The organism is Pseudoduganella ginsengisoli, from assembly GCF_009720865.1.
GTDB lineage: Bacteria > Pseudomonadota > Gammaproteobacteria > Burkholderiales > Burkholderiaceae_D > Rugamonas > Rugamonas ginsengisoli.
The window spans coordinates 77,780-94,200 of the sequence record NZ_WNLA01000018.1 but is presented as its reverse complement, the minus strand read 5'-3'; the positions used below and the strand labels follow the sequence as shown (position 1 = coordinate 94,200).

At 62.1% G+C, this 16,421-nt stretch carries 17 protein-coding genes; 4 read left to right on the top strand and 13 right to left on the bottom strand.

Annotated features, from left to right (window positions below):
* Position 1: 1 nt before the first annotated feature.
* From ldcA to queE, 6 genes are all read right to left on the bottom strand, one after another.
* A complete protein-coding gene (gene ldcA / locus GM668_RS22550) occupies positions 2–967 on the bottom strand; it encodes a muramoyltetrapeptide carboxypeptidase (protein ID WP_170305770.1) in 966 nt (321 codons plus the stop codon).
* Between the two features lie 48 nt (positions 968–1,015).
* Complete coding sequence (locus tag GM668_RS22545; RefSeq protein ID WP_155441211.1) at positions 1,016–1,927, bottom strand: alpha/beta fold hydrolase; 912 nt, start codon at positions 1,925–1,927, stop codon at positions 1,016–1,018.
* Between the two features lie 15 nt (positions 1,928–1,942).
* A complete protein-coding gene (locus GM668_RS22540; protein ID WP_155441210.1) occupies positions 1,943–2,746 on the bottom strand; it encodes an esterase/lipase family protein in 804 nt (267 codons plus the stop codon).
* Between the two features lie 96 nt (positions 2,747–2,842).
* Positions 2,843–3,367 carry a tRNA adenosine(34) deaminase TadA gene (tadA, locus tag GM668_RS22535; RefSeq protein ID WP_155441209.1) on the bottom strand — a complete coding sequence of 175 codons (525 nt, stop codon included), beginning with the start codon at positions 3,365–3,367 and terminating at the stop codon, positions 2,843–2,845.
* Positions 3,360–3,806, bottom strand: coding sequence for a 6-carboxytetrahydropterin synthase QueD (gene queD / locus GM668_RS22530; RefSeq protein WP_155441208.1), 447 nt, complete (start codon positions 3,804–3,806; stop codon positions 3,360–3,362). The genes tadA and queD overlap by 8 nt, the downstream gene beginning before the upstream one ends.
* 12 nt (positions 3,807–3,818) lie before the next feature.
* Complete coding sequence (gene queE, locus GM668_RS22525; RefSeq protein WP_170305769.1) at positions 3,819–4,454, bottom strand: 7-carboxy-7-deazaguanine synthase; 636 nt, start codon at positions 4,452–4,454, stop codon at positions 3,819–3,821.
* 174 nt (positions 4,455–4,628) lie between these two features.
* Between queE and GM668_RS22520 the strand changes: the two genes are divergently transcribed.
* Together GM668_RS22520 and GM668_RS22515 are read left to right on the top strand one after the other, a co-directional pair.
* Positions 4,629–5,429 carry a sensor histidine kinase gene (locus GM668_RS22520; RefSeq protein WP_155441206.1) on the top strand — a complete coding sequence of 267 codons (801 nt, stop codon included), beginning with the start codon at positions 4,629–4,631 and terminating at the stop codon, positions 5,427–5,429.
* Between the two features lie 50 nt (positions 5,430–5,479).
* Entirely contained in the window at positions 5,480–6,490 is a 1,011-nt protein-coding gene (locus tag GM668_RS22515) for a sensor domain-containing diguanylate cyclase (RefSeq protein WP_371868762.1), read from the top strand.
* 7 nt (positions 6,491–6,497) lie between these two features.
* Here GM668_RS22515 and GM668_RS22510 read toward each other — a convergent pair whose 3' ends face one another.
* A complete protein-coding gene (locus GM668_RS22510; RefSeq protein WP_155441205.1) occupies positions 6,498–8,204 on the bottom strand; it encodes a DUF4214 domain-containing protein in 1,707 nt (568 codons plus the stop codon).
* A gap of 149 nt (positions 8,205–8,353) precedes the next feature.
* Here GM668_RS22510 and GM668_RS22505 point away from each other — a divergent pair, with 149 nt between their 5' ends.
* Positions 8,354–11,200 (top strand): M16 family metallopeptidase, encoded by a 2,847-nt coding sequence (locus tag GM668_RS22505; protein WP_371868761.1) that lies wholly within the window; start codon positions 8,354–8,356, stop codon positions 11,198–11,200.
* Positions 11,201–11,253: 53 nt separating this feature from the next.
* Here the strand turns inward: GM668_RS22505 and GM668_RS31625 are convergent, their stop codons facing one another.
* The 6 genes from GM668_RS31625 to GM668_RS22475 form a co-directional block, all read right to left on the bottom strand.
* Positions 11,254–12,453 carry a GNAT family N-acetyltransferase gene (locus GM668_RS31625; protein ID WP_155441204.1) on the bottom strand — a complete coding sequence of 400 codons (1,200 nt, stop codon included), beginning with the start codon at positions 12,451–12,453 and terminating at the stop codon, positions 11,254–11,256.
* A gap of 20 nt (positions 12,454–12,473) precedes the next feature.
* Positions 12,474–13,043: a helix-turn-helix domain-containing protein gene (locus GM668_RS22495; RefSeq protein ID WP_155441203.1), complete on the bottom strand. Its 570-nt coding sequence runs from the start codon at positions 13,041–13,043 to the stop codon at positions 12,474–12,476.
* 55 nt (positions 13,044–13,098) lie between these two features.
* Positions 13,099–13,542, bottom strand: a complete 444-nt coding sequence (locus tag GM668_RS22490) for a hypothetical protein (protein ID WP_211923436.1) — start codon at positions 13,540–13,542, stop codon at positions 13,099–13,101.
* A complete protein-coding gene (locus tag GM668_RS22485; protein ID WP_155441202.1) occupies positions 13,539–14,189 on the bottom strand; it encodes a LysE family translocator in 651 nt (216 codons plus the stop codon). The genes GM668_RS22490 and GM668_RS22485 overlap by 4 nt, the downstream gene beginning before the upstream one ends.
* Positions 14,186–14,665 (bottom strand): Lrp/AsnC family transcriptional regulator, encoded by a 480-nt coding sequence (locus tag GM668_RS22480; RefSeq protein WP_155441201.1) that lies wholly within the window; start codon positions 14,663–14,665, stop codon positions 14,186–14,188. The genes GM668_RS22485 and GM668_RS22480 overlap by 4 nt, the downstream gene beginning before the upstream one ends.
* Positions 14,666–14,771: 106 nt before the next feature.
* On the bottom strand, positions 14,772–15,422 hold the full coding sequence (locus GM668_RS22475) for a 3-keto-disaccharide hydrolase (RefSeq protein WP_155441200.1): 651 nt from the start codon (positions 15,420–15,422) through the stop codon (positions 14,772–14,774).
* Positions 15,423–15,433: 11 nt separating this feature from the next.
* Here GM668_RS22475 and GM668_RS22470 point away from each other — a divergent pair, with 11 nt between their 5' ends.
* A complete protein-coding gene (locus GM668_RS22470; protein ID WP_155441199.1) occupies positions 15,434–16,348 on the top strand; it encodes an alpha/beta hydrolase in 915 nt (304 codons plus the stop codon).
* The last annotated feature ends 73 nt before the right edge of the window (positions 16,349–16,421 follow it).

Genomic DNA, 16,421 nt, shown 5'->3' with positions numbered 1-16,421 from the left:
GTCAGACATTATCGCCACCCTGGGCAGGCAAGACTGGATTCGCGCACCCCGACAGCGCCGCCAGCGTTGGATAGCCGGTAGCCGTCAGCGTAAAGCCTTCCGCATCCGACACCAACCGGCCCTGCGCGCCGAATGGCAGCGTGCAGCGGGTACGGATATGGCCGAACGGCAGGCCGGTCAGCACAGGAATCGGCAAGCGCCCCCGCAAGTACGCCACCATCGCATCGAAGTCGTAGCCATTGTCAGAAGGGCCCAGCCGATAACCGGAAAAATCGCCCAGCACCAGCGCCTTTTGCTTTTCCAGCACGCCCGCCTGCTGCAATTGCAGCAGCATGCGCTCAATACGGTACGGGTGTTCGCTGATGTCTTCGATGAACAGGATGCCGTGATCGATGCGGGCAAAATATGGCGTGCCAATGAGGCTGGCCAGCATCGCAAGGTTGCCGCCCCACAGCGTGCCCTGCACATCGACGGCTGGATTGCCCTGCGCCGCGCCGCGTACCGTGTGCACGGGCCCGCGCAGGCAATCCCACAGTTGGTCCAATGTGTACGGCACCGGCTCATCGCGCACGAAATCATCGAGTATCATCGGGCCGGCGAAACTCATGGCGCCCGTCGCCGCATAGAGCCCCATATGGAAGGCCGTGATATCACTGTAGCCGACAAACAGCTTGCCGCTGTCCGCCATCGCGCGGAAATCGATGTCCGGCAACAGACGCGTCATGCCATACGACCCGCGCAGCATGACCACCACTTGCGCGTCGGGGTCTTGCGCGGCGGCGTTCAATTGGGCCAGCCGCTCCGCATCCGTGGCGGCAAAACGCTGGTGCACGCGGTCCGGGTCATAGTAATTATGAACGGTGATGCCCTGTGCCTGCAGGCGGGCAATGCCGCGCTCGAACTGCGCGCGGTCCAGCGCATAGCCGCCTGGCGCGGCAATGGCGATGCAAAGATTCGGTGGATTCACGTGCCGCAACGCTCCTGAAAAATCAGCCGCCGCGGCGCGCACAGTGCGTCATCCGGCTACGGCATGAGGCGCAATCTTATCGAATAGGAAAGGCTTGATCAAGCCAAGAAAGCGCGGGATCAGTTGCGGCGGCAAGTCGTGGCCCATGCCATCAATTACGTGCAGCACGGCGCCAGTGATGCGCTTTGCCGTATCGATGCCGCAGGCCACCGGCACCAGCGGATCTTGCGCGCCGTGGATGATCAGCGATGGCCGGATAATTTGCTGCAGCAGCGGCGAACGGTCGCCGCTGGCGGCAATGGCCACCAGTTGCCGCGCCACGCCGCCCGGGCACAGGCTGCGCTCGATCGACATGGCGATCCGGTCGCGCAACAGTTTTTCCGGCATGGGGAAACCCGGACTGCCGATCACGCGGAAAGTTTGCGCCATGTGGTCGATCAGCTGGTCGCGCTGCGCGCCGGGCGGCGGCGGCTGCATCAAGGCGCGGCGTGCAGCGCGCGTCGGCCCCGGCAAGCCGCGCCGGCCGCTGCTGGACATGATCGACGTCAGGCTCAGCGTGCGCTGCGGATATTGGGCGGCAAAAATTTGCGCAATCATGCCGCCCATCGACGCACCGATCAGGTGCGCCTGCTGGATATCCAGGGCATCGAGCAGGCCGCGTGCATCGGCCGCCATGTCCGATAACAGGTACGCCGACCGCAGCGGCCAGCCCACCAGGCTTTTCACATACGACAGCGGCAGGTTGGGCACGCCGGCCACGTCGAACTTGGCCGACAGGCCGCTGTCGCGGTTATCGAAACGGATGACAAAGCAGCCCTGCTGCTCCAGTCCCTGCACGAATTCCATGGGCCAGGACACCAGCTGCATGCCCAGCCCCATGATCAGCAAGACCGGTGGCCCATCCGGATTACCGCTGGTCTCATACGCGATGTTGATGCCGTTGGCGGTGATGATGGGCATGGTGTGGCTCCTTCGTCAGTAGAGTCCGAACATGTGTTGGAAAAATGGCGTGCGCTGGGGATCCCAGTACAGTAACTTCTTGATGCCGGTGTGGGCATCGTGGTCGAACCGGCGCCAGCCGCCTTCCGGCTGGGCCAGGCGGTCGGCAATGGCAAACAGCGCCGATGGATTGGCGCCCATGCCGATGTGGCTGGCGTGCACTTCAATGTTTTCCGACTGCGCGGTTTCTTCTTCCATGCTGCATTGCCATGCAACGACGCCGTCGGTGCGGCTGAAAATCGACGTGGTCGGCACAGGCGGGCGCACGGCAAAACGTTCAAAGCCCATGTCGTCGACCTTGTCGCCCGACACCAGTTCATACAGGCGCCACGCATTGTTGGATTTGGGATTGCCGGTAAAGGGCGTGCCCAGCGATACCACGACGCGCGTGCATTCCGGCAGCAGCTTGGCAATTTCCCGCGCAAACACGCCGCCCAGGCTCCAGCCCACGAGGCTGACCGTGCGTCCCGTACGTTGGTGGATGTCGCGCACGCGCGCCACGCACGCGTCCAGCGACCCATTGTTCGGACCGAAATTCAAACCCTGTTCCCATGCGTACGTATCAAAGCCCCGCTCAGCGAGAAACTTGCGGATCACGATGGTGGTCATGTCGCCGGACGCGAGGCCGGGCACCACCATGACAGGATGGCCGTCGCCGGGCGCGGCCAGGTGGGCAAAGGGATATGCCACGAGCGCGGCACCCAGTTCCCACGGGGCGCGCAATTCGAGAGCAAGGCGCACCACACCGGGCGCGCCGTGATTTTTCTTACTGGACCGCATCAGCTCTCCTACCTGCTTGCAACTTGCAAAACTCTTTCTCCCCAGCATAACACCCGGGGTTAGATATTCGTCAAGCGTGTGCGAAGAGTGGGCGCTCTAATTCGGTGAAATGGCAACAGCAGCCAGTGCTGCGCGGCGCGCTTCCTGCGCCGCCGCACGGCGTGCCGCAAAAAAACTTTTCAGCATGCCCGCGCAGTCGTCGGCCAGCAAGCCGCCTTCCGTCGTGGCGTGATGGTTCAGTTTGTCTTCCTGGAACACATCGATGACGGAACCGCAAGCGCCGGTTTTCGGGTCCGGCGCGCCGTACACGATACGGGAAATGCGCGCATGCATCATGGCGCCCGAGCACATCACGCAGGGTTCCAGGGTCACATACAATTCACAGCCCGGCAGGCGGTAATTGCCCAGCGCTTCGGCGGCCTGGCGCATGGCCACGATTTCCGCATGGGCGGTCGGATCGTGGCGGCCGATCGGCTGGTTGTAGCCGCGGCCGATGATGACGCCATCCTTGACGACGACCGCGCCCACCGGCACTTCACCGGCATTCCACGCCAGTTGCGCCTGCTCCAGCGCGGCGCGCATGTACGGCTCGGCGCCTGCCGGCGAGACTGCTTCAGTCATCGGTGATCTCAGCCCAGCAATTCGGGGTTTCATGCAGCACCAGCTTGTGCAGGTGCAGGCCGGTACCATAGCGGTCCTTGTAGGCGGCCTTCAAGATGTCGAACGCAACTTTCGCCAGATTTTCCACGGTCGGGATGCGGTCGATGACGACGGTCTTGTGATTCGGCAGCGAAGCCAGGAATTCTTTGACGGCCGTGTCTTTCTCGTACACGAGGAACGAATGGTCCCACACGTCGACCAGGTGTTCTTTCGCCAGCGCTTTTACGTCGGAAAAGTCCATGATCATGCCGTTGTCGGAATTGCCTTCGGCGTCGATTACATTGCCCACCAGCGTGATTTCCAGCGTATAGCGGTGGCCGTGCAAATTGCGGCACTGGCTCTTGTGGTCGGGGATACGGTGGCCGGCATCGAATTCCAGCTTGCGCGTAATAGTCAGCATTGATTTCTTCTTTTAAGGTATTTGCAACAATTTATGAGTCTGCAAGCTCAGCTTCCATTTCGGATTGCGCTTGCACGTTTCGATTGCCAGCTTCGTGTTGAAATCGGCCAGCGGGCCATCCATTGGCTGCACGAAAAAGTTCTCGAAATCCAGCCCTTCGTAGGCGGCCAGGTCCTGGTCTTTTTGCGGGATCACGACCTTGATTTCATTACCCTTATGCACCACCAGTTGCGAACCCATTTTCGGGCTCACGCAAATCCAGTCCACGCCCGAAGGGACCGGCAGCGTACCATTGGTTTCAATGGCGATTTCAAAACCTTGCGCGTGCATGGCGGCAATCAGCGGTGCGTCGAGCTGCAGCAGCGGTTCGCCGCCCGTGAACACGACATATTTGCTGGCCGCATACGATGCGGGCCACAAGCTGTTGATTTCCGCCGCCAGCGCGTCGGGCGTGGCGAACTTGCCGCCGCGCTCGCCATCGGTGCCGACAAAATCCGTATCGCAAAACTGGCACACGGCGCTGGCACGGTCGATTTCACGGCCCGTCCACAGGTTGCAGCCGGAAAAGCGGCAAAACACGGCCGGCCGCCCCGCGTGGGCGCCCTCGCCTTGCAAGGTATAAAAAATCTCTTTGATGCTGTAGGTCACAAGTGGCTCACTCGTCAGGTAACCCTCTATTTTACACCCATCCCCGCTGTTGTATAAAGGCCCCGCCTGCTGCTGGGTATTCGTCATTGCTTATAGTTAAATTGATAATTGGCAAAACTTCCTAATGGCAATGGTAATAACTTCCTATCTGTCGAGTTCGCCCAGGAGACGCCCATGCAGGCCAGCCACGTGCAGATACTGTCCGGTTCCACCCTTTGGTGCTCTGCAATGCTGTTGGCCACGATCCTGCTGTTATGGCGCTGTTATGTGTTAGCCATTGCCGTCAAAGCGCTGCGCGCCGAATGCGACAGCGCGCTGGCCCAGGAACGGCAGCGTATCGCAGCCGACATCCACGACGACCTGGGGCAAAACCTGCTGACCTTGAAGCTGGACCTCGCCGCACTGTGCGGCCAGCCTGTCCGGCCCGATTTGCCGGCCCACCTGGAACGCATGTCGGCCCACATTGATCTGACCAGCCGCTCGCTGCGCGCCATTATCAATGGCTTGCACCCGGTCGCACTGGAACAAGGCTTGCGCAGCGCCGTCGAGCGCCAGCTCCATGAATTTGCCCGCGCCAACTCCATCGTCTTCAGCCTGGAAGACGCGTGCTACCACAGCGATGGCGCCGGCCCCGCCGAAGCCACCGTGCTGCGCGTACTGCAGGAATCACTATCCAATATTGTCCGGCATGCACAGGCATCGGAAGTGCGCATCGCGCTGGCCAGGGATGAACATGAACTGAGCCTGACCGTGCACGACAACGGCGTCGGCTTGCCCGCCGGTCCGGTCCGGCGCGGACTGGGCTTATTGGGCATGGAACGCCGCGTCGCGGAAGCCGGCGGCTGGCTGGCGCTCGCCAGCACGCCGGGCCATGGGACGGCGCTGACGGTCGGCGTGCCCAATGTCCCGGCAGCGCCAGCAGCACCATCACCCCATGCCGCACCTGTAATTGCTCAGTATCAAGTCTGCAAATAATTCACCAGAGCAAAATGCTGCTTACTGCCGCCCATCAAAAAAGGAATGCCATGCCACTGGAACCCAATGTGATGCACCTGCCCGCGGCCGAACCGGCGGACGCCCACCCTGAACTGGCGCTGCAATTAATGGAACTGCTGGCTATCCCCACGTTCGTGCTGGATGCCAATGGCCGCGTGCTGATCTGGAACCGCGCCTGTGAGCGCCTGACGGGCGTGCCGGCCGCCAGCGTGCTAGGGACCGACCAGCACTGGCGCTGCTTTTATTCGCTGCCCCGTCCCACATTGGCGGACCTGGTGCTGCAAGACCGCCAGTTCGACGTGCCCCAGTTATATGACCAGCATGTGCGGCGCAGCGCCGACGGCGCGGGGCTGACGGCGCAAAACTGGTGCGATATGCCGCGCCTGGGATTGCGGCGCTACCTCGCGGCCGACGCCAGCCCGATCCGCGGCCCGGACGGCAAGCTGACGGCAGTCATCGAAACGCTGCGCGACATGACCGATGAAAAGCAGGCCCAGCTGGCACTGGAACAGTTGGCAACACGGGATGGCTTGACGGGCCTGGCCAACCGGCGCAGCTTCGACCATACGCTGCAGGCGGAATGGCAGCGGGCGCTGCGCCAGCAGCAGCCGTTGTCGCTGCTCATGGTCGACGTCGACAATTTCAAGCAATACAACGATGCGTACGGCCACCTCGGCGGCGATGAATGCCTGCAGCGGATTGCATCGGCCGTGGCCAGTGAAATGCGCGCCAACGACCTGGTGGCGCGCTATGGCGGAGAAGAATTTGCCGTGATTTTGCCCAATCAGGCGTTAAAAGGCGCAGCCATCGTGGCGGAACGCATCCGCTGCCGCGTCGAACAGCTGCAGATGCCCAATATGGATAAGCACGTGACCGTCAGCATCGGCGCCGCCACGGCGCTGCCCGCGCCGGCCAATGAAATCAGCCAGTTGATTGCCACGGCTGACGCGGCGCTGTACCGCGCCAAGCACATGGGCCGCAACCGCATCAGCCTGACGGAAGCGTGGGATTGGGCAGGCAAAAAACTCGCCCAGTCCTGACACCGGATTAGCCCAGCCAGGGCGTATAGCTGATGCCATTGCCGATCAGCGATGCTGCCCCGGCAACGTTTTCCGTACTTTCCGAGAAATACATCAACACATTTTCACGTGGCTCGCCGCCATGCAGCACGTTGTTCCAATATGCAGCGCCACTCGCGTCGGGCGCGCGGTGCAGCACGTTTTGGTACAGCAAGTCCACGAATGCCGCATCAGTGGTACTGGCGCCATAGCGCTCCTTGAATTCAGTGCTGCCGACAAAGCTGCCAGCGGCGTCGTGCAACGCCAGACCTTTGTCGATTTGATAGATCCAGTAACCGAGGCCCTTGTCATCCGGCGTGCGGTTGAACGCGGCGCGATACAGGCGGTACGCTTGCCCCGCCGTGCCCGATGTATCGAACGCCAGCGCGCCATCAGCAAATTGCACACGCTCGATGGAAATCAGCGTGTCCGTACCGGTGTTGTCGACAATTTGCAGCGCCGTACCGTTGTTGACGGTGTACGTGCTCTTTGCGCCGCCATACACGACCGTATCGAGCCCGACGCCGCCGTCAAAGGTTTCACTGCCCGGCTGCGCCACGAACCGGTCATTGCCACTGGTGCCGCCGCTGGCAGCCTGCAACAAGTCCGCCACATTGACGGTACGGTCGGCAAATTGCAGCGTTTCCACGCCAGTCAGCGTATCCTTGCCCTGGCCCGTGACGACGACGGTGTCGCCGGAACGGACGATCTTATAGCTGGCATAGATTCCGTTGAATGAAACGGTATCGATGCCGCCGCCGCCGTTGATGGTGTCGTCGCCCGCCCCCACATACACCAGGTCAGCGCCGCTGCCGCCGCTGACCGTGTCCCCCGCATCATTCAACCGCACGGTGGCGCCGCCCGCCCCTGTGACCACGCCCTGGACCGTGACGTTATAGGCAATCGACACATTGCCGATCGATAGCCGCGTACTGCTGAACGCGCCCGCATGCAAATCAATGGTAGTGAAACCCGTGCAGCCGGAAAAATCAAACGTGTTGTAGCCGCCGGCATCCCAGATGCACGAGGCAGCCTGCGTGTTGGTGAACGCATACACATCGTCGCCCGCGTGGTAAGACAGGTTGGCGCCATATAAATACTGGACAGCCTGGATGTCATACAGCATCGGCGTTACCGGATACTTGTTCCGGTTCGTCACCGACTGGCGGTACGACATTTGCGTGTAATCGAGGTTGTCGGTCGATGCCGGCAAGAACGGGCCATCAATGGCGTCGCCTGTCGAATTGTAATCGCCCGGGTGTTTCAATCCCAGCGTATGGCCGATTTCATGCAGCAATACGGACGGACCGAACGTACCCGGCGTGTAATCCGTGTTGTAGGTGCCGCCATTGTTCAGATAAAGCTCGACCTGGTTGACGCCCGGCTCCGGCAAATACGAATAGCCGCTGCTGGTATCGCCCTGGTAATTGGTGCCCAGGCGGATGTCAGCAGCGATACTGGATGACACTTCGACAAATTTGATGTTGGCGACGTTGGCCCACAGTTGCAACGCATCGCGCGTCGCCTGCTTCTGGACTTCCGTCATCGGCTTGAAGCCGTTGCGGTCTTCGGACGATGCACCGCTGGGCGGCGCAGTCAGGAACTGGTAATTCAATGTGACCGGCAAGCCCGCCTGGCCAGTCCAGCTGCTATACACAAGGGAATCGATGGCGTTGATACCGGTTGCTAAGCTCATTGCAGTGACACGAATGGTGAATGGACTGCGCCATGGTAGCACGGGCGTCCGGCGTCACGATAGGCGCAAAGTGCTAACAATGGTAACCTTGCGGCCGCTGTCCTTCTACCCGACAGGATGGCCATATCTAAATACAATCAGGAGCACACGTGTCCAGACTGACCAAGTCCTTCACCCCCATCGCACCCGCCCTGCTGCTGGCCATGGCCGCGCCGGCGGCCTTCGCGGCGCCCGCAGCGGATCTGCTGCCGTTCAAGGCCACGGAAAAAACCCTGCCCAACGGCTTGAAAGTCATCGTGGTGCCGACCGGCTTCCCGAACATCGTCTCGCTGCAAATCCCCGTGCAAACGGGTTCGCGCAATGAAATCGAGCCGGGCAAATCCGGTTTTGCGCACTTCTTCGAGCACATGATGTTCCGCGGTACGCCTGACTATCCGCCGGAAAAATATCAGGACATCATCACCCGCGCCGGCGCGCGCCAGAACGCCTACACCAGCGACGACTTGACCAATTACTACACGACCTTTGCCAAGGAAGACCTGGACACGGTGCTGAATGTCGAAGCGGACCGCTTCCAGCACTTGTCGTACAGCGAAGACGTGTTCAAGACCGAGTCGCGCGCCGTGCTGGGCGAATACAACAAGAACAGCGCCAATCCGGTTTCCAAACTGCTGGAAGTCACACGCGAAGCCGCGTTTGACCAGCACACGTACAAGCACACGACGATGGGCTTCCTGAAAGACATCGAAGACATGCCGAACCAGTATGCCTATTCGAAAGTCTTCTTTGACCGCTGGTACCGCCCGGAACGCACCACCATCATCGTGGCAGGCGACGTGGAACCAGCCAAAGCCATTGCCATGGTGGAGAAATACTGGAGCAAGTGGCAACGCGGCACGTATCAAGCCGCCGTCCCGGCCGAACCGGCGCGCGACGGCAAAGGCGCCATTTACCGCCACGTCCCGTGGGCCACGCCGACCCTGCCGATGGTAATGGTGGCGTTCCATGCGCCCGCGTTCTCGGAAAAAAACAAGGAACAGGCAGCCCTGTCGCTGCTGCTGTCGCTGTCGTTCGGCCGCACGTCGCCGCTGTACAAGCGCCTGGTGCAGGATGAACAAAAGGTCGACCAGCTGTTCGACAACACGCCCAACCGCATCGACCCGACGCTGGCGCTGGTGGCGGCCCGCGTCAAGAAAGGCGAAGACGCCACCTATGTGCGCGACCAGATCCTGCAAACCGTGGCGAAGCTGCGCACGGAAGCCGTCAGCGACAAGGCGCTGGCTGAAGCCAAGTCCGCGCTGAAGTATGGCGTGATCCGCTCACTGGACAATACCGAGCAGATTGCCGGCACCTTGGCGTCGTTCGTGCACTTCAACCGTTCGTACGGCACCATCAATCATTACTACCGCGTCATCGATTCGCTGACGCCGGCCGATTTGCTGGCCGCCGCCCGCAAGTATCTGACCGATGACGGCATGGTGGTCAGCACGCTGTCCAACGGCGAACTGCCGGCCGGTATCGCTGACTTGCCGAAGCTGGCTTCCCTGGAACCCAAAACTGCCAGCGCGGACCTCGCCGTGACCGTGCAAAAGTCGGCCTTGCCGCAAATCCGCTACAAGCTGCTGTTCTCCGCCGGCTCCGCCCATGACCCGGCTGGCAAGGAAGGCTTGGCGGCGCTGACAGCCGCGATGGTCGCATCGGCAGGGTCGGCGGACCGCAAGACCGATGAAATCAACAAGGCGCTGTTCCCGATGGCCGGTTCGTTCACGGAACAAACCGACAAGGAAATGACGACGTTTACCGGCACGACGCACAAGGACAACTGGAAAGCGTTCAATGACATCGCGCTGCCGATGCTGCTGTCGCCGGGCTTCCGCGAAGAAGATTTCCGCCGCCTGAAAGACGCGCAGCGCAACGCCCTGCAAACGGATTTGAAAGACAACAACGAAGAAGAGCTGGGCAAGGAGCGTCTGCAAACCAATGTGTATGCAGGTACGCCTTATGGCCACCCGGCGCTGGGCACCGTGCGCGGCCTGGAATCGATTACGCTCGATGACGTACGCCAGTTCTACGCGAAGGCTTATACGCAGGGCGCCGTGAAAGTCGGCATTTCCGGCGACGTGTCGGACGACATGGTGGCCACGCTGAAGCAGGCGCTGGCCAAGCTGCCGCAGGGCGCAGGCTTGCCTGCCACCGCCGTGCCGCAAGGCCACAAGGCCAACGGGCTGGAAGTGGAAATCATCGAAAAGAATGCCCGCTCCACGGGTATTTCACTGGGCCTGCCGCTGAACGTGACCCGTTCGCATCCCGACTTTGCCAAGCTGTGGATGGTGAAAACGTGGCTGGGCGAACACCGTGCATCGAGCGCCCTGCTGTACCAGCGGATCCGGGAAGTACGCGGCATGAATTATGGCGACTACGCGTACATCGAAGCTTTCCCGCGCGGCATGTTCCAGTTCTTCCCGAACCCGAACCTGGGCCGTAAAGCGCAACTGTTTGAAATCTGGATCCGCCCGGTGGCGCCGGAAAACGCCCACTTCGCGCTGCGCATCGCGCTCTCTGAGCTGGATAAAGCCATCCGCAACGGCATGACGAAAGAACAGTTCGAAACCACGCGCGGCTACCTGATGAAGAACGTGTTCGTCATGACGTCGACGCAAGACCAGCAGCTGGGTTATGCGCTCGATTCGCAGTGGTATGGCACGCCGGAATTCACCGCCATGATGCGCGACGCCTTGTCCAAACTGACGGTCGACGACGTCAACGCTGCCATGCGCAAGCATTTGTCGGCGCAAAACCTGTCGGTGGTGATGATCGCCAAAGACGCTGCGGGACTGAAAGACAAGCTGGTGACGGATGCACCTTCGCCGATCAAATATGACGGCAATAAGCCGAAAGACTTGCTGGACGAAGATGCCGTGATTGGCAGCATGAAGCTGAACATCAAGCCGGAAGCGGTAAAGATTACGCCGGCAGCACAGGTGTTTGCTGAATAAGTGATCCCAAGGGCGGGCTTTACGGGGGCGCCCCCATAGAACCCGCCCTGCCTCTATACGGCGGCGATCACCGAAAAGTAAATCGCCCGCCGTACCTTGAATCCCAGCTTTTCATACACTTTCTTGGCGCCCGCATTTTCCGTCTTCACGTGCAGGAATGGCGTCTTGCCCTCCTGATAAATGCGCGCCATCAAATCCGCCATCAGCGGCGCGGTCAATCCCCGTCCCCGCGCATCGGGATGGCTGCACACGGCGCTGATTTCGCGGTAACGCGTCAAGTTCATGCGCTGGCCCGACATCGCCACCAGCCTGCCGTCCGGATCGCGCACACCCAGGTAGGTTCCCATGTCGCGCGTGTGCCGTTCGAATGGCCCCGGTTTCGTCAATTCCACCAGCGCCGCCATGTCCGCCACGTCCGCATCGCCCAATTCCAGGAAACTGGAGGCAGGACGCGGCGGCTCGCCGGTACTGATCATCTGGTCGATATACCGCGCCCGCACTTCGCGCCAGCCCGGCGGTAAATCCAGCGGCTTGTCCGACAGCAGCCACAATTCTTCGCCCGGCTGCGCCAGTGCCCGCAAATCGTCCAGCGCCTGGCGGGTCGGTTCGCGCAGGCCGGCCAACGGCGAAATGTTGTTACGGTAGCGCGCCGCCAGGCCGTTCACCTGCGCCATGCCGCGGTGCGCGGAAACCAGGGCATGCCATACGGGGTTATCCAGCACGGCGTCGGTTGGCGGCAGGATGCGGTAGTAATACGTGGTGTCGCACAAGCCGCCTCCGGGCAGTAGCGCATAGCCGGGAATCACACCCAGCCGGGTCCAGCCCATGCGTTCATACAGCCGTTCCGCGTCCGCGCTGGCGGTATCGAGCACCAGCAACGTCTTGCCGCAGGCGCGGGCCGCAGCTTCCGCCGCTTCCATCAGCATCGCCCCCACGCCGCGGCGGCGCGCACTGCGCGACACCAGCATTTTGCAGATATCGCCGCGGTGCGGCTGGTTATCGGGCTGCGCCAGCACGACCTGCACGGTGCCGACAATGCCGTGCGCGTCTTCCGCCACCAGCAAGGCGCGCTCGCCACGCGCAACCGATCCCCCCACGCCGGACCAGAATGCACGCGCCTGATCAATTGAAAACGGGTGCATGAAACTGACGGACGCTCCCCCTTCCACGCAATCGCAAAGTACTGCGGACAACCCTTGCAGTTCGGCGTCCGTTATGGAAAACAGCCGGCGTACAGTGATAAGGTCTGGCATGGCAAGTCCTGTAGATAAGTTCAGCGATCAGAGGAAAGCACAACCGCATAGCGCGCGGGCGTATCGGCCGGATTGTGGAAACTGTTGGGGCGGTCCAGGCCCATGGCCAGACAATCGCCCGCATGCAACGTGTAGACGTCGTCGCCGTGCGTCACTTCCATGGTCCCTTCCAGCATCCACACATACTGGTGCACCACCGATGGGCGGGGGCCGGATTCATACGTGACCCTGGCATGGGGCGGGAACGTCACGTCGACGATGTGCGCCGGGTGGCTGGTGCCGCTGGGTGACACGTTGCGCCGCACATAGCCGGAATGGGGATCGCGCCACGATACCTGGTCGGCGAACCGGGACACGGGGCCGGGCGCAGGTTCCGGCGAATCAAACAGGGAAGCCAGCGGCACCCCCAATCCGCCGGAAAGCTTTTCCAGCACGACGGCAGTGGGACTGCTTTCGCCCCGCTCGATCAGCGACAGCATCGAACGGCTGACTCCGCACTGCGTGGCCAACGCTTCCAGCGACATTCCCCGTGCGGCGCGCAAATCGCGCACTCGGCGGGCAATACGGTCATGGATGGATTCTTCTGTCATGGTGGATTAAGTATCCAACATACTGGAAGCCTCGTCAACCACATCGTCAACCACATTAAAACGGCAGCGGCCTCACATCTGGTTCGACCCAGCCGCGCCGTGCCGCGGCGGAAAACAGCACGCCGCGCGACCAGTGGGCCAGCAGCCAATGCTGGTCGCCGAACGGCGAGGCAAACAGTGCATTGCAGCGCGCGTGCAGCGGCATGCCATCCGGTTGAGTGGACAGGAAAGCAGTGATTGCCCGCAGCGACGCCTGGGTGATCGTCTCATGGTAGCCGCCGGTATCCGTATTGGCCGTGCCAGTGGCCTCGTTGTACGCACGGATCATCCCGGGCATATCCCGGGCAGCCACGGTGTCCGGGCGCGCGGCAATGACCCAGGCGGCAAACGCCAGGTGGGCGCGGTGCGTCCACTGCGCCTTGGGCAGCACGCCATCCAGCACTTGCCGGCCCAGCACCGCCAGTTCGTCATCGCTGGCAAGGACCAGCAGCGCCGTCATGCCGCCGCTCCGCCAACGATGCCTGTGGCCAGCGACCAGCATGCGAACGCCAGCAGCGCGATGCCGGATACGCCTTCAATCCAGCGGATCGCGTTGGGCGGAATCGCCTTGCGGCTGGCCGATACGCCGCCCACTAACATCATCCACCACGCAATCGAACCGCTGAACACGCCGGCCACCAGCAACAGGCCGCCGGACACGCTGCCGTCCGGCGGCGCCAGCGCGGCCAGCAGTCCGGCAAACGACAGGATCGTCATCGGGCTCGATGCCGTCAGCGCAAACGTGGTGCCGAATGCCCCCAGCAAACCGGAAGGCGTCGGCGCCGTGGCGGCAGCGGGTGCGGAACCGGCAGGCTGGCGCGCGCGGCGCAATGCTGCGATGCCCAGCAGCGCCATCAGCGCACCGCCGACGATACGCAGCAGCGACGCGTGCTCCAGCAGCAGCGACGCCACGGCGCCCACGCCCAGTGCAGCAATCAAGCCATACATGGCGTCCGCTGCCGCAGCGCCCAGCCCTGTCGCCAATCCAGTTGACGGGCCATGGGCAAATGTGCGGCGGATGCACAGCAACCCGACCGGCCCGACCGGCGCGGCAATGGCAAAGCCCACCGCCGCGCCGCGCACCAGGGTCATGGCGACGTCGCTCATGGCTGCCCTCCTATTGTTGCACCGGGAACGGTGAACGCCAGTTCCGACGTTTCCTTGGCCGTATCGAGTGCAATGATGGTTTCCGTACGCAGCACGCCGGGTACAGTTTTCAGCCGCTGCGTCAGGAAAATTTGCAGCGCTGCCGTATCGCGGGTGCGCACTTTCAACAGCCACGAATGCGGGCCCGTAATATGGTGCGCTTCCTGCACTTCCGGGTAGCCGCGCAATGCATCGGCAAACAATGCTTCATCGGCACGCGGCTCCAGGTCGACAAAGATGAATGCGCAAGCCGTCATGCCGACGCGGCGCGGATCAATGGCGGCGCGGTTGGCGGCAATCGCGCCGGATGCGTTGAGGCGCCGCAGGCGGTCGCTGACGGCGGAGACGGATAAGCCGATTTCTTGCCCGATTTCCGCCGCAGAACGGCGGTTATCGGACTGAATCAGCTGTAATATTTGCAGGTCGTGAGTATCCATGCGATAAATATGCCTCACTAATCCTGATAATGCAAGCAAACTTATTGCATCTTCGTGATTGTTCCGTAATATTTACTTCCAGCCCGGTTGCCGGCCGATGGCGGCTTTAATCGAACTTTTCCAGCTGGACGTTGCGCAATTCATAAGGCGCGCCTTCCAGCTGGAAACCGATACGGCCATTGTCCGGTTTCGCATGGGTGACGCGGTTTTGCGGCACGCCGTTAATCGACACGTCCACCACCCCGTCGCGGCTGACGATATCGGCGCTGTTCCATTCTCCGGCTGGCGCTTCGCTGTCTGGCGCGGCATGGGCTTTGACCATAGGCTGCGCGCCGGGCGCGCTGGTCGGCGGCTCCGCAAACGCATAGCCGGCCATGGGCAGCAAGTCGCCCGCGTTGCCGTGTTTGGTCTGCACTTGCAGGCTTAACGGCCAGATGCGGTCCATCGGTCCCGGCGAAATGTGCAGCAGCACGCCACTGTTGCCAGGATTGCCGGACCAGCGCCATTCCACGTGCAGACGGTAGTTGCGGTAGCTGCCGGTAGTGGCGAGGAAGCCGGACGGCTGGCCGCTTGACGCAATGATGCCGCCTGCCAGGATTGTGAACGCGCCTTCCGGCGGCATGTCCTTCCCGGCCAACAGTTCCCAGCCCTGGAAGTCGCGGCCGTTAAACAAATCTTCCGCCTGCGCGGCAGCGGCGCACATGGACAGCACGGCCGCGACGGCGGCCCGTTTGCAAGAATTCCTGTAACCTGACATTGTCTACCCTTATGAAAAAACACGTAACTTCGCTGATGCTGTCTATGCTGATGACGTCCCTGAACCCTGCCGCCGGCGCTGCGGTACCGCTGTGGCCTGAAGGCGTGCCGAACGCAAAACCGCAGCTGGGCGCCGAATACGTCAACGATGGCCTGGTTGCCAACGTCTCCATTCCCACCTTGACCATGGTCGCCCCGGCAGCCGGCAAGGCTAACGGCACGGCCGCTATTATCTGTCCTGGCGGCGGTTACGCGCGCGTGGCTGTGGAAAAAGAAGGGATGCGCTATGCGCAGTGGCTGGCCGGCCTGGGCGTGACGAGCTTCGTACTGAAATACCGGATGGCGGAATTCGGCCATCCGGCGCCGCTGCAAGACGTGTTGCGCGCCATCCGCATGGTGCGCGCCAGGGCCGCCGAGTACAACGTCGATCCGCACCGCATCGGCGTTGTCGGCAGTTCGGCGGGCGGCCATCTGGCTGCCAGTGCGGGGACGCTGTTTGATCATCCTGAAGGGCGCACCGGAGCGCCGCTCGACAATGTCGCTGCGCGGCCGGACTTCATGATCTTGCTGTATCCGGTGATCACGATGGAAGGCGCGGCGGCGCACGCGGGTTCGCGCAAAGCCCTGCTGGGCGACAAGCCGTCGCCGGAACTGATGCGGCGCATGTCGCTGGAAACAAGGGTCACCAGCGCTACGCCGCCTGCGCTGTTGATCCATACGCAGGGCGACACCGGCGTTCCGCCCGATAACAGCATCGCCTTTTACCAGGCCCTGACCCGCGCCAAAGTCCCCGCCGAACTGCACATCTTTGAACAAGGCGGCCACGGAGTCGGCATGGCCGATGGCCTGGGCACCACATCCGCCTGGCCAAAGCGCGCCGAAGAATGGCTGCGCATGCGGGGCCTGCTGGGGTCAGGCGTGCATTGATGCATCGCCACCGTGGGGTCAGGCGTGCATTCGTGCATCGGCGCCACCATGCGGTGAATTCCCCTGCCGACAG